This window comes from Pseudomonas sichuanensis (genome assembly GCF_003231305.1).
GTDB classification, from domain to species: Bacteria; Pseudomonadota; Gammaproteobacteria; order Pseudomonadales; family Pseudomonadaceae; genus Aquipseudomonas; species Aquipseudomonas sichuanensis.
Genome location: NZ_QKVM01000002.1, coordinates 22,937 through 35,504 on the forward strand (window position 1 = coordinate 22,937; position 12,568 = coordinate 35,504).

The 12,568-nt window shown below is 65.0% G+C and carries 8 protein-coding genes; 4 read left to right on the forward strand and 4 right to left on the reverse strand.

Annotated features, from left to right (window positions below; all coding sequences use genetic code 11):
- Positions 1–26: 26 nt before the first annotated feature.
- Positions 27–3,515, reverse strand: coding sequence for a chromosome segregation protein SMC (smc, locus tag DM373_RS01210; RefSeq protein WP_110991811.1), 3,489 nt, complete (start codon positions 3,513–3,515; stop codon positions 27–29).
- Between the two features lie 3 nt (positions 3,516–3,518).
- Positions 3,519–4,178 carry a GntR family transcriptional regulator gene (locus DM373_RS01215; RefSeq protein WP_110991812.1) on the reverse strand — a complete coding sequence of 220 codons (660 nt, stop codon included), beginning with the start codon at positions 4,176–4,178 and terminating at the stop codon, positions 3,519–3,521.
- Between the two features lie 270 nt (positions 4,179–4,448).
- On the opposite strand from DM373_RS01215, the gene xdhA reads away from it, so the two are divergent.
- The 4 genes from xdhA to guaD all read left to right on the forward strand — a co-directional run bounded on the left by xdhA (position 4,449) and on the right by guaD (position 10,592).
- Positions 4,449–5,903: a xanthine dehydrogenase small subunit gene (gene xdhA, locus DM373_RS01220; protein ID WP_110991813.1), complete on the forward strand. Its 1,455-nt coding sequence runs from the start codon at positions 4,449–4,451 to the stop codon at positions 5,901–5,903.
- The gene (gene xdhB / locus DM373_RS01225) at positions 5,896–8,295 is read left to right on the forward strand and encodes a xanthine dehydrogenase molybdopterin binding subunit (protein WP_110991814.1); all 2,400 of its coding nucleotides are present in this window, start codon (positions 5,896–5,898) and stop codon (positions 8,293–8,295) included. The genes xdhA and xdhB overlap by 8 nt, the downstream gene beginning before the upstream one ends.
- 135 nt (positions 8,296–8,430) lie before the next feature.
- A complete protein-coding gene (gene xdhC / locus DM373_RS01230) occupies positions 8,431–9,276 on the forward strand; it encodes a xanthine dehydrogenase accessory protein XdhC (RefSeq protein WP_110991815.1) in 846 nt (281 codons plus the stop codon).
- 11 nt (positions 9,277–9,287) lie between these two features.
- Positions 9,288–10,592 carry a guanine deaminase gene (gene guaD / locus DM373_RS01235; RefSeq protein ID WP_110991816.1) on the forward strand — a complete coding sequence of 435 codons (1,305 nt, stop codon included), beginning with the start codon at positions 9,288–9,290 and terminating at the stop codon, positions 10,590–10,592.
- An 84-nt stretch (positions 10,593–10,676) separates the two neighbouring features.
- Here guaD and aqpZ read toward each other — a convergent pair whose 3' ends face one another.
- Both aqpZ and DM373_RS01245 read right to left on the reverse strand, forming a co-directional pair.
- Positions 10,677–11,375 (reverse strand): aquaporin Z, encoded by a 699-nt coding sequence (gene aqpZ / locus DM373_RS01240; RefSeq protein ID WP_110991817.1) that lies wholly within the window; start codon positions 11,373–11,375, stop codon positions 10,677–10,679.
- A gap of 250 nt (positions 11,376–11,625) precedes the next feature.
- On the reverse strand, positions 11,626–12,381 hold the full coding sequence (locus DM373_RS01245; protein WP_110991818.1) for a GntR family transcriptional regulator: 756 nt from the start codon (positions 12,379–12,381) through the stop codon (positions 11,626–11,628).
- Positions 12,382–12,568: the final 187 nt, after the last annotated feature.

Here is a 12,568-nt window from a genome sequence, read left to right on the forward strand (position 1 = left end):
GCTTGATCGCATCCAATCTTCCTTCGTCATGCATCGACCATGGCCAAGGCCTCCTCGACATCCACCGCCACAAGGCGTGAACAGCCCGGCTCGTGCATGGTCACCCCCATCAATTGATCGGCCATTTCCATGGCAATCTTGTTGTGGGTGATATAGATGAACTGCACGCTCTCGCTCATTTCCTTCACCAGGCGCGCATAGCGCCCGACGTTGGCGTCGTCCAGCGGTGCATCGACTTCGTCGAGCATGCAGAACGGCGCCGGGTTCAGCTTGAAGATGGCGAACACCAGCGCGAGGGCGGTCAACGCCTTCTCGCCACCGGACAGCAAATGGATCGTGCTGTTTTTCTTGCCCGGCGGGCGCGCCATGATCGTCACCCCTGTATCGAGTAGATCTTCGCCCGTCAGTTCCAGATAAGCGCTGCCGCCACCGAAAACTTTTGGGAAAAGTGCCTGTAATCCGGCATTTATCTGATCAAAGGTATCCTTGAAGCGGTTGCGGGTTTCCTTGTCGATCTTGCGGATGACGTTTTCCAGGGTCTCCAGCGCTTCAACCAGGTCGGCATTCTGGGCGTCCAGGTAACGCTTGCGCTCGGACTGCTGCTCGTACTCCTCGATGGCCGCCAGGTTGATCGCGCCCAGGCGCTGGATACGCCCATCGAGCTGCTCCAGTTCCTGTTCGGTGCCCTGTTCGCTGGCGTGTTCATCGAGTGTGGCGAGCACGCCCGGAAGATCGTAGCCGTCGGCCAGCAATTGTTCCTGCAAGGTCTTGCGCCGTACATCCAGGCCCTGGGACTCCAGGCGCTGCTGCTCCAGCTGGCCTCGCAACAGCTGCGATTGCTGTTCGGCCTGGGTGCGACGGCGCTCGGCATCGCGCAGCTCGCGGTCGGCTTCATCCATGTGCAGGCGGGCCTGGCGCATCTCTTCGTCGACGCTCATGCGCCGCTCGAGCAGCTCTTCGAGCTTGAGGCGCAGTTCTTCCTGGGGCGCCTCGCCCTCCTCCAGGTTCAGGCTCAGCTGTTCCTGACGTTCGCCCAGGCGCGCGGCCTGTTGCTCCAGCCGTTCGAGGGCCTGGCGGGTGGAATCGTGCTGGGCGCGCAGCGAGCCCAGGCGCACGGCCAGTTGATGAGCATGGTCCTTGTGCTGGCGGGCTTCCTGGCGGATCCGGTCGAGGCCTTCGCGCAGGCTGTCGCGCCGGGCCATCAGCTGTTCGCGCTGCTCGGTGTCCTGGGCCATCAGGTCGAGGGCGTCCTGCAGCAGCAGGCGTGACTCGCCCAACTGCTCGTGTTCCAGGGCGCGCTGCTCCTCAAGCTCGGCCAGTTCTTCGTGCAGGCGCCTACGGCGCAGTTCGAGCTGCTCGGCACGGGCGCGGCCGGCGGACAGGCGCGCCTTGAGTTCGCCATGCTGGCGACTCTCATCCTGGCTGCGGCGGCGCAGCTGTTCGCGCTGCTCTTCCAGGTCGAGCTGCTGCTCACGCACACGCTGCAACTGCTCGTCCAACTGTTCCAGTTGCGCCTGTTGCTCCAGTTGCTCCTGGCCCAGACGCTCGATTTCCTGGCCACGGGCCAGCACACCACCCTGGGACTCACCGCCACGGCTGATGCGCAGGAAGTGCTGGCCAACCCAGTAGCCGTCGCGGCTGACCAGGCTGTGGCCTTCGGCCAAGGTCGGGCGCAGGGCCAGCGCCTGCTCCAGGCTTTCCACCGGCTTGACCAGGCCAAGCCAGGGCGACAGATCGGTGCGCCCCTCGACCTTGTCGAGCAGGCTGCCGGGAACACTTGCTCCCTTGCCCGCGCTCAACAGCAGACGCAGCTCGCCCTGCTCCAGCGCGGCGAATTCGAGGTTGTCGAACCCTTCCAACAACACGGCCTGCAGATCGGCACCCAGCACCGTCTCCACCGCCAGTTCCCAGCCGGGCTCGACCTTCAGGCCTTCGGCCAGGCGCGGACGCTGCTGCAAGCCCTGCCCGCGCAACCAGTCGCCAGCGCCAGCGCCCGGCTCCAGCGCAGCTTGCTGCAAGGCCTCCAGGGACGCCAGGCGGCCACCGAGACGCTGCAGGTCGCCTTGCTGTTGCTGCTGCGCCTGGCTGGACTGCTGCAACTGCTCACGCAGCGCCTCGAGCTGCTCGACCACCTGCTGCTCCTGCAGTTGCAGCTCTTCGAGCAACAGTTCGCTGCCGAGCACCTGCTCAGCCAGGTCGAGCATTTCGGCGTCTTGCGGGTCGGCGACCAGTTGCTCGTCTTCTTCGCCCAGCTTGCGCTGACGTTCGCCCAGGCGCTCCAGGCTGGTTTCAAGCTGGGCCAGGCGCGCCTGCTGCACTTCTGCCTGGCGACGCGGCTCGGCGGAGCGGGCGTTGAAGCTGTCCCACTGCTCCTGCCAGCCGTGCATGCCCAGCTCGGCCTCCTCCAGCGCCGCAGCGGCTTCTTCGGCAGCGGCCAGGGTAAGTTCCTGTTCGGGCTCGAGCATCTGCAACTCTTCACCGAGGGTGGCCAGCAAGGTGCGGTCATGGCCCAGGTGCGATTCGGTTTCCAGGCGGGTGCGCTCGGCCTCTTTCAGGTCGTCCTGCAACTGGCGCAGGCGCTGCTGGCCGTGCTGGATGCTCTGCTCGACCCGGGCGATATCGCCGGCCACCGAATAGAAGCGGCCCTGTACCTGGTTGAAGCGTTCGGACAATTCGTGATGGCCATCACGCAAGCGCTCGATGCTGGCATCGGCATTGCGCTGCTCGGCCACCAGCGCCTCGAAGGCGATTTCCTGGTCACCGATGACGTTTTCGCGCTGGCGCACGCGATCATCCAGGTCGCGCCAGCGCAGGGCCGCCAGGCGCGCCTTGAGCTGGCGTTCCTGGGCCTTGTATTCACGGTATTTTTCGGCGGCCTGGGCCTGGCGGTGCAGGCGTTCGAGCTGGCGCTCCAGCTCTTCGCGCAGGTCGGTCAGGCGGGCCAGGTTTTCCTGGGTGCGGCGAATACGGTTCTCGGTTTCGCGGCGGCGCTCCTTGTACTTGGAGATGCCGGCCGCTTCTTCGATGAAGTTGCGCAGCTCTTCAGGCTTGGCTTCGATCAGCTTGGAGATCATGCCCTGCTCGATGATCGAGTAACTGCGCGGGCCCAGGCCGGTACCGAGGAAAATGTCGGTGATGTCGCGGCGGCGGCACTTGGTACCGTTCAGGTAGTAAGTGTTCTGCGCGTCGCGGGTGACCTTGCGCCGGATCGAGATCTCGGCGTACGCGGCGTACTCGCCCACCAGGGTGTTGTCGCTGTTGTCGAACACCAGCTCGATGCTGGCCTGGCTGACCGGCTTGCGGCTGGTGGAGCCGTTGAAGATGACGTCGATCATCGACTCGCCGCGCAGGTTCTTCGCCGAGCTCTCGCCCATCACCCAGCGCACCGCGTCGATGATGTTGGACTTGCCGCAGCCGTTGGGGCCTACCACGGCCGCCATGTTGCTGGGGAAGTTGACCGTGGTCGGGTCGACGAACGACTTGAAACCGGCCAGGCGAATGCACTTCAGGCGCATCGGTCAGATCCGCGCCAAGGCCGCCAGCACCAGCTCGCAGCTGCGCTGGCAATAGGCGGTGAGCACCTCGCGGATGCGTTGCTGGTCACGGGCGACCACCGCTTCGAGCAGGCGCGCGAACAGGTTGAGGTAATCGACCATGTTGGCCTGGCGCTGGTCGAGCGCCAGGTAGTAGGCACGGCTCATGGCCGGCTGCAGGTTCTCGACGGTTTCCTGCAGATAGGGGTTGTTGGCGAACGGGTAAGCGGCGCGCATCACCGCGAAACTGTCGGCGACGAAGGCTTTGATGTCCTGCTTGGCGTGAGCCTGGGCCAGGCGCTGCTGGATTTCCAGGAACGGGCGCAGGTCGGCCTCGGTGCGCCAATGCAGGGCAACGGCATTGCCCAGCAGGATGTAGAACTCGCCCATCAGCGCGCACAGGCTGCGCACGCTGTTTTCGTCGAGCTCCGTCACATGGGCGCCGCGCCGCGGCAGGATCGCCACCAGGTGGCGGCGCTCGAGGATCAGCAGTGCCTCGCGCACCGAACCACGGCTGACGTTGAGGGCCTGGGTGACCTTCTGCTCCTGGATGCGCTCGCCGGGCGCGAGTTCGCCGCGGATGATCCGCTCGGCCAGGTAGTGGGCAATTTGCTCGGAGAGGCTGTCCGGCGCCTTGAACGTCATGGTTTTCCTTCGAAATCGGGTCGCTGTGCACAAGCGCGCGATTGTAGCGCACTTGCCCGGCGCTCGCGCAGGGGGGATCACGTGCTTTGTGCGACTGCCCGGTCAACCCTGTTGCCCGGCGCGAACTATGCTTGGGAAAGGCTCCTTGAGGCGGTTCGGGCGTGACGCAGGCAATTTCTTGACCTTTGAGTCAGAAAATTATTGACCAAGAGGTCAGCCCTTGCTTAGAGTCCGCCCGAACAACAATAAAACCATTGCGAGGCCCTCCCCGTGATCCAGTTTCTCGTCAACCAGGAGCTGCGCAACGAGCATGCCCTGGACCCGAACATGACGGTGCTGCAGTACCTGCGTGAGCACCTGGGCAAACCCGGTACCAAGGAAGGCTGCGCCAGCGGCGACTGCGGCGCCTGCACCGTGGTCGTCGGCGAACTCGTCGCCGACGAACTGGGCAGTGACAGCATCCGCTACCGCAGCCTCAACTCGTGCCTCACGTTTGTCTCTTCCCTTCACGGTAAACAGCTGATCAGCGTCGAGGGCCTCAAACACCAGGGCGAACTGCACAGCGTGCAGAAGGCCATGGCCGACTGCCACGGCTCGCAGTGCGGTTTCTGCACCCCCGGTTTCGTCATGTCGCTGTTCGCCCTGCAGAAGAACAGCGAGGGCCACGACCTGCACCAGGCCCAGGAAGCCCTGGCCGGCAACCTCTGCCGCTGCACCGGCTACCGGCCGATCCTCGACGCTGCCGAGCAGAGCTGCGCCCGCCCCTGCCGCGACCAGTTCGACGCGCAGCAGGCGCAGACCATCGCCCGCCTCAAGGCCATCGCCCCGCAGCAGACCGGTGAACTCAACAGCGGCGACAAGCGCTGCCTGGTCCCGCTCACCGTGGCCGACCTGGCCGACCTCTACAGCTCGCACCCCGAGGCGCGCCTGCTGGCCGGCGGTACCGACCTGGCACTGGAAGTCACCCAGTTCCACCGCACTCTGCCGGTGATGATCTATGTCGGCCATGTCGCCGAACTCAAGCGTATCGAAAAGACCGCCACCCACCTGGAAATCGGCGCCGCCACCCCGTTGACCGACTGCTACACCGCCTTGAACGAGGAGTACTCCGACTTCGGCGACCTGCTGCACCGCTTCGCGTCGCTGCAGATCCGCAACCAGGGCACCCTGGGCGGCAACATCGGCAACGCCTCGCCGATCGGCGACTCGCCACCCCTGCTGATCGCCCTGGATGCGCAGATCGTGCTGCGCCAGGGCGAGCGCCAGCGCACCCTGGCGCTGGAGGACTACTTCATCGACTACCGCATCACCGCACGCCAGGACAGCGAGTTCATCGAGAAGATCATCGTCCCCCGCGCCACCAGCGACTGGGCGTTCCGCGCCTACAAGGTGTCCAAGCGCCTGGATGACGATATCTCGGCAGTGTGCGCCGCGTTCAACCTGAGCATCGAGAACGGCGTGGTCAGTGGCGTACGCGTGGCCTTCGGCGGCATGGCCGCCATCCCCAAGCGCGCCCGTGCCTGCGAAGCTGCCCTGCGCGGCAAGCCCTGGAACCAGGCCACCGTCGAGCGTGCCTGCCAGGCCCTGGCCGAAGACTTCACCCCGCTCAGCGACTTCCGCGCCAGCCGCGAGTATCGCCTGCTGACCGCGCAGAACCTGCTGCGCAAGTACTTCATCGAACTGCAATCGCCGCACATCGAAACCCGGGTGACCGACTATGTCTAACCATCACGCCGTCAAGAGCCAGGCCGAGATGGCCGCACTGTTCAGCCAGGACCTGACCACCGGGGTCGGCCGCAGCCTCAAGCACGACAGCGCCGACAAGCATGTGGCGGGCGAAGCGGTGTATATCGACGACCGCCTGGAATTCCCCAACCAGCTGCACGTCTATGCGCGCACCGCTGACCGTGCCCACGCGCGGATCCTGAGCATCGATACCGCGCCGTGCTACCAGTTCGAAGGCGTGCGCATCGCCATCACCCATGAAGACATTCCGGGCTTGAAGGACATCGGCCCGGTGGTGGCCGGCGACCCGCTGCTGGCCATCGACAAGGTCGAGTTCTTCGGCCAGCCGGTGCTCGCCGTCGCTGCCCGCGACCTGGAAACCGCACGCCGCGCGGCCATGGCCGCGATCATCGAATACGAGGACCTGGAACCGGTACTCGACGTGGTCGAGGCCCTGCGCAAGAAGCACTTCGTGCTCGACAGCCACACCCACCAGCGCGGCGACTCGGCCAGCGCCCTGGCCAGCGCCCCGCACCGTATCCAGGGCACCCTGCACATCGGTGGCCAGGAACACTTCTACCTGGAAACCCAGATCAGCTCGGTGATGCCCGCTGAAGACGGCGGCATGATCGTGTTCTGCTCCACCCAGAACCCCACCGAGGTGCAGAAGCTGGTGGCCGAAGTGCTCGACGTGCCGATGCACAAGATCGTCGTCGACATGCGCCGCATGGGTGGCGGCTTCGGCGGCAAGGAAACCCAGGCCGCCAGCCCCGCGTGCCTGTGCGCGGTGATCGCGCGCCTGACCGGCCAGCCGACCAAGATGCGCCTGCCACGGGTCGAAGACATGACCATGACCGGCAAGCGTCACCCGTTCTACGTCGAGTACGACGTGGGCTTCGACGACAGCGGCCGCCTGCACGGCATCAACTTCGACCTGGCCGGCAACTGCGGCTACTCGCCGGACCTGTCCGGTTCGATCGTCGACCGCGCCATGTTCCACTCCGACAACGCCTACTACTTGGGCGATGCCACGGTGCATGGCCACCGCTGCAAGACCAACACCGCCTCCAACACCGCCTACCGCGGCTTCGGCGGCCCACAGGGAATGGTCGCCATCGAGCAGGTGATGGACCATATCGCCCGCCACCTGGCGCTCGACCCGCTGGCGGTGCGCAAGGCCAACTACTACGGCAAGACCGATCGCAACGTCACCCACTACTACCAGACCGTCGAGCACAACATGCTCGAGGAGATGACCGCAGAGCTCGAGGCCAGCAGCGACTACCATGAGCGCCGCGAGTCGATCCGCCGTTTCAACGCCAACAGCCCGGTGCTGAAAAAAGGCCTGGCGCTGACCCCGGTGAAGTTCGGCATTTCGTTCACCGCCACCTTCCTCAACCAGGCCGGCGCGCTGATCCACATTTACACCGACGGCAGTATCCACCTGAACCACGGCGGTACCGAAATGGGCCAGGGCCTGAACACCAAGGTTGCCCAGGTGGTGGCAGAAGTGTTCCAGGTGGATTTCAACCGCATCCAGATCACCGCCACCAACACCGACAAAGTGCCCAACACCTCGCCGACCGCCGCGTCCAGCGGCGCCGACCTGAACGGCAAGGCCGCGCAGAACGCCGCCGAGATACTCAAGAAGCGCCTGACCGAGTTCGCCGCGCGGCATTACAACGTCACCGAGGAAGACATCGAGTTCCGCAACGGCCATGTGCGCGCCCGCGACCAGATCGTCAGCTTCGAGCAACTGGTACAGCAGGCTTACTTCGCCCAGGTTTCGCTGTCGACCACCGGCTTCTACCGCACGCCGAAGATTTTCTACGACCGCAGCCAGGCACGCGGCCGGCCGTTCTACTACTTCGCCTTCGGCGCCGCCTGCGTCGAGGTGGTGGTGGACACCCTGACCGGTGAATACAAGATGCTGCGCGCCGACATCCTGCATGACGTGGGCGACTCGCTGAACCCGGCCATCGATATCGGCCAGGTCGAGGGCGGCTTCGTCCAGGGCATGGGCTGGCTGACCACCGAGGAACTGGTGTGGAACGCCAAGGGCAAGCTGATGACCAATGGCCCGGCCAGCTACAAGATCCCGGCGGTTGCCGATATGCCGATCGACATGCGCGTGAAGCTGGTGGAAAACCGCAAGAACCCCGAGGACACGGTGTTCCATTCCAAGGCCGTGGGCGAGCCGCCGTTCATGCTCGGCATCGCTGCCTGGTGCGCGATCAAGGACGCGGTGGCGAGCATCGCCGACTACCGCGTGCAGCCGAACATCGACGCGCCGTCGACGCCGGAGCGGGTGCTGTGGGGCTGCGAGCAGATGCGCAAGGCGGTGGCTGCCGAACAGCCCGCAGAGCCTGCACTGGAAACCGTCATCCACTGACAACAAGGCCCCATGTGGGAGCGGGTTTACCCGCGAAGCAGGCACTGCGGTGCATGGCACCGGCTTAGCCGGTGTTCGCGGCGGTTCGACGGCTCGATGAACCCGCTCCCACAGGAACTACCGAGGATTCGGATCATGCACCAATGGATCAACGCCCTCGCCGATCACCAAGCCCGCGGCGAACCCTGCGTGCTGGTGACCATCATCGAAGAGCGCGGCTCCACCCCGCGCAACGCAGGCTCCAAGATGGTGGTCAGCGCCAGCGCACTGTACGACACCATCGGCGGTGGCCACCTGGAATTCAAGGCGCTGCACATCGCCCGGCAGATGCTCGAGGAGCACCGCTACACGCCACACCTGGAGCGCTTCAGCCTGGGCGCCAGCCTCGGCCAGTGCTGCGGCGGTGCCACGGTGCTGTTGTTCGAACCGATGAGCGGCGTGCAGGCACAGATCGCCGTGTTCGGCGCAGGCCATGTCGGCCGGGCTCTGGTACCCTTGCTCGCCGCGCTGCCCTGCCGGGTGCGCTGGATCGATTCGCGCGAACAGGAATTCCCCGAGCACATCCCCAACGGGGTGAGCAAGATCGTCAGCGAGGAGCCGGTCGACGAAGTCGCGGACCTGCCGCCAGGCAGCTACTGCATCGTCATGACCCACAACCACCAGCTGGATCTGGAGCTGACCGCCGCCATTCTCAAACGCAATGATTTCACCTGGTTCGGCCTGATCGGCTCGAAGACCAAACGGGCCAAGTTCGAGCACCGCCTGCGCGAACGCGGCTACGAAGACGCACTGATGGCGCGGATGCGCTGCCCGATGGGCCTTGCCGAAGTGAAGGGCAAGCTGCCGATCGAGATCGCCGTGTCCATCGCCGCCGAAATCATCGCCACCTACAACGCCTGCTTCGGCCAGCACGACAGTGCCGCCAACGCAGGCCAGATCACCCAGTTGCTGCCGCCTTCCCGGCGCAGCCAGACCCTTTGACGAGCGTATTCATGACCGCAACCCGCAAAGCCTACCGAGCCGCCATCCTGCACAGCATCGCCGACCCCGCCGAGGTCGGCCTGGAAGCCTCCCAGGAATACTACGAGGATGGCCTGCTGATAATCGAAAACGGCCGCATCAAGGCCCTCGGCCACGCCAGCGAGCTGCTGCCGACGCTTGAGGCCGACATCGAAGTGGTGCACTACCAGGATGCCCTGATCACCCCGGGCTTCATCGACACCCATATCCACTTCCCGCAGACCGGCATGATCGGCTCCTACGGCGAACAGCTGCTGGACTGGCTGAACACCTACACCTTCCCCTGCGAGAAGCAGTTCGCCGACAAGGCCCATGCCGACAAGGTGGCGAAGATCTTCCTCCAGGAGCTGCTGCGCAACGGCACCACCACCGCCCTGGTGTTCGGCAGCGTGCACCCCGAGTCGGTCAACGCCCTGTTCGAAGAGGCCGAGCGCCTGGACCTGCGCCTGATCGCCGGCAAGGTGATGATGGACCGCAACGCCCCCGACTACCTGACCGACACCGCCGAATCCGGCTACACCGAAAGCAAGGCGCTGATCGAGCGCTGGCACGGCAAGGGGCGCCTGCACTACGCGGTCACACCGCGCTTCGCCCCCACCAGCACCCCCGAACAACTGGCCCTGGCCGGCCAGTTGCTCAAGGAACACCCGGGCGTGTACATGCACACCCACCTGTCCGAGAACCTCAAGGAAATCGAGTGGGTGAAGGCGCTGTTCCCCGAGCAGAACGGCTACCTGGATGTCTACGACCACTTCGAGCTGCTCGGCGAGCGCTCGGTATTCGCCCACGGCGTGCACCTGTGCGACGACGAATGCAAGCGCCTGGCCGAAACCGGCTCGGCCATCGCCTTCTGCCCGACCTCCAACCTATTCCTGGGCAGCGGCCTGTTCAACCTGCCCCAGGCCGAGCGTTTCAAGGTCAATGTGGGCCTGGGCACCGACGTGGGCGCCGGCACCAGCTTCTCGCTGCTCAACACCCTCAACGAGGCGTACAAGGTGATGCAGCTGCAGGGCGCGCGCCTGCACCCGTTCAAGTCGCTGTACCTGGCTACCCTCGGCGGCGCCCGGGCACTGCGCCTGGACGACCGGATCGGCAGCCTGCGCCCGGGCAACGACGCCGACTTCGTGGTGCTCGACTACAAGGCCACGCCGCTGCTGGACTACCGCATCCAGCAGTCCAACAGCATCGAGGAAACCCTGTTCGTGCTGACCACCCTGGGCGACGACCGCACCGTGCGCGAAACCTACGCCGCCGGGCGTTGCGTACACCAGCGCTAAGGCAAGCGGCCTGCCATCGCAGGGCAAGCCCCCAGTCCCACTGCGTGGGAGCGGGCTTGCCCCGCGATGAATCCTTGCCTGGCGCTAAGGTTGTTTTGCCAGCCCCCGGTAAAGCGCGCCGCCGATCGCAGCCCCAATCAGCGGTGCCAGCCAGAACAGCCACAGCTGCTGCAGCGCCCAGCCGCCGACGAACAGGGCCGGCCCGGTGCTGCGCGCCGGGTTGACCGAAGTATTGGTGACAGGAATCGAGATCAGGTGGATCAGGGTCAGCGCCAGGCCAATGGCAATCGGTGCAAAGCCGGCCGGTGCCCGCGCATCGGTGGCACCCATGATGATCACCAGGAACATCGCGGTCATGACCACCTCACTGGTGAAGCCTGCCGCCAGCGTGTAGCCGCCCGGCGAGTGCTCGCCATAGCCGTTCGAGGCCAGGCCGCTGGCCAGTTCGAAGCCGGCCTTGCCACTGGCGATGAGATAGATCACCGCTGCGGCCAGGATGGCGCCGATCACCTGGGCGATCACATAGGGCAGCAGTTCTTTTGCCGGGAACCGCCCGCCCACCACCAACCCGAACGACACCGCCGGGTTGAGGTGACAACCAGAGATATGGCCAATGGCGAACGCCATGGTCAGGACAGTCAGGCCAAACGCGAAGGCGACACCGAGGACACCGATGCCGACGGGAGAGCTGGCAGCCAGCACGGCACTGCCGCACCCGCCAAGCACCAGCCAGAAAGTGCCGACCAGCTCGGCCCCCATGCGCACACCCAAAGACGAACTCATGGACCCTTCCTCAAGTAATTTGGACGCAACGACTGCGCAAGCCCAACTGCTTGATGAAGGTTTGCTGGTTTGAAATCTAGCAGAGCTTTGGCCAAGGGCCAGTAAAGCAAGGGGGACCGCTTCGCGCCCCTTTCGCCGGCAAGCCGGCTCCCACTGGTACAGCGCAAGTCTGGAGAATGGCGCGGTCAGGGTGGGAGCCGGCTTGCCGGCGAAAGGGCTACGAAGCAGCCCCGTTCAGGCAGGCAAACGATCAACCCTTGGCGGTGGCCTTGGGCTTTTTCAGCAGATGCGAGAACACTGCATGCAGGTCGTCCGACGCGCTTTCCTCGTCGAGGTTGAGCTTGCTGTCGATGTGATCCATGTGATGCATCATCAGGCTTACCGCCTGCTGGGCGTCACGGGCCTCGATGGCGTCGATCAGTTGCATGTGCTCGTCGTACGAGCAGTGCGAGCGGTTGCCGCTTTCATACTGGGCAATGATCAGCGAGGTCTGCGACACCAGGCTGCGCTGGAAGCTCACCAACGGCGCATTGCCTGCGGCTTCGGCCAGCTTGAGGTGGAATTCGCCGGAAAGACGGATGCCGGCGCCACGGTCGCCACGGGAGAAGCTGTCACGCTCCTCGCGCACCATCTGGCGCAGTTCGTTGAGCTGCTCGAGGGTGGCGTGCTGCACGGCCAGCTCGGTGATGGCACGTTCGACCATGCGCCGCGAGAAGAACACCTGGCGGGCTTCTTCCACCGTGGGGCTGGCCACTACCGCGCCGCGGTTGGGGCGCAGCAGCACCACGCTTTCATGGGCCAGGCGCGACAGCGCACGGCGGATGATGGTACGGCTGACGCCGAAGATCTCGCCCAGTGCCTCCTCGCTCAACTTGGTGCCCGGCGCCAGGCGCTGCTCGAGGATCGCCTCGAAGATGTGCGCGTAGACGATGTCGTCCTGGGTACCGCTGCGGCCGGCCTTGCCAGTGCGCACAGGTTTTTTCAGAGGTTGCAGCTGTTCGTTCATGGGCTCTCGAGCACAAAGGATCTGCCAGTCGGACCGTGACTGTACTACCTGTCAGCGGGTGGAGGGCAAGTCCTGGAAGTAGGTGGTGGACCAAGGTATGGCGCCATTGTACACAGGCTGACCCGTTTCTGCAGGGGGCCTTTAACCTATATAGCCGTTGTACGGCAGTTTGTGCGCACAAAACATA

Excerpts from the sequence above, each read along its gene's own strand:
- smc (WP_110991811.1), bottom strand. The coding sequence starts at position 3,515 with ATGCGCCTGAAGTGCATTCGCCTGGCCGGTTTCAAGTCGTTCGTCGAC.
- xdhC (WP_110991815.1), top strand. The coding sequence starts at position 8,431 with ATGCACCAATGGATCAACGCCCTCGCCGATCACCAAGCCCGCGGCGAA.
- guaD (WP_110991816.1), top strand. The coding sequence starts at position 9,288 with ATGACCGCAACCCGCAAAGCCTACCGAGCCGCCATCCTGCACAGCATC.
- aqpZ (WP_110991817.1), bottom strand. The coding sequence starts at position 11,375 with ATGAGTTCGTCTTTGGGTGTGCGCATGGGGGCCGAGCTGGTCGGCACT.
- DM373_RS01215 (WP_110991812.1), bottom strand. The coding sequence starts at position 4,178 with ATGACGTTCAAGGCGCCGGACAGCCTCTCCGAGCAAATTGCCCACTAC.
- DM373_RS01245 (WP_110991818.1), bottom strand. The coding sequence starts at position 12,381 with ATGAACGAACAGCTGCAACCTCTGAAAAAACCTGTGCGCACTGGCAAG.
- xdhB (WP_110991814.1), top strand. The coding sequence starts at position 5,896 with ATGTCTAACCATCACGCCGTCAAGAGCCAGGCCGAGATGGCCGCACTG.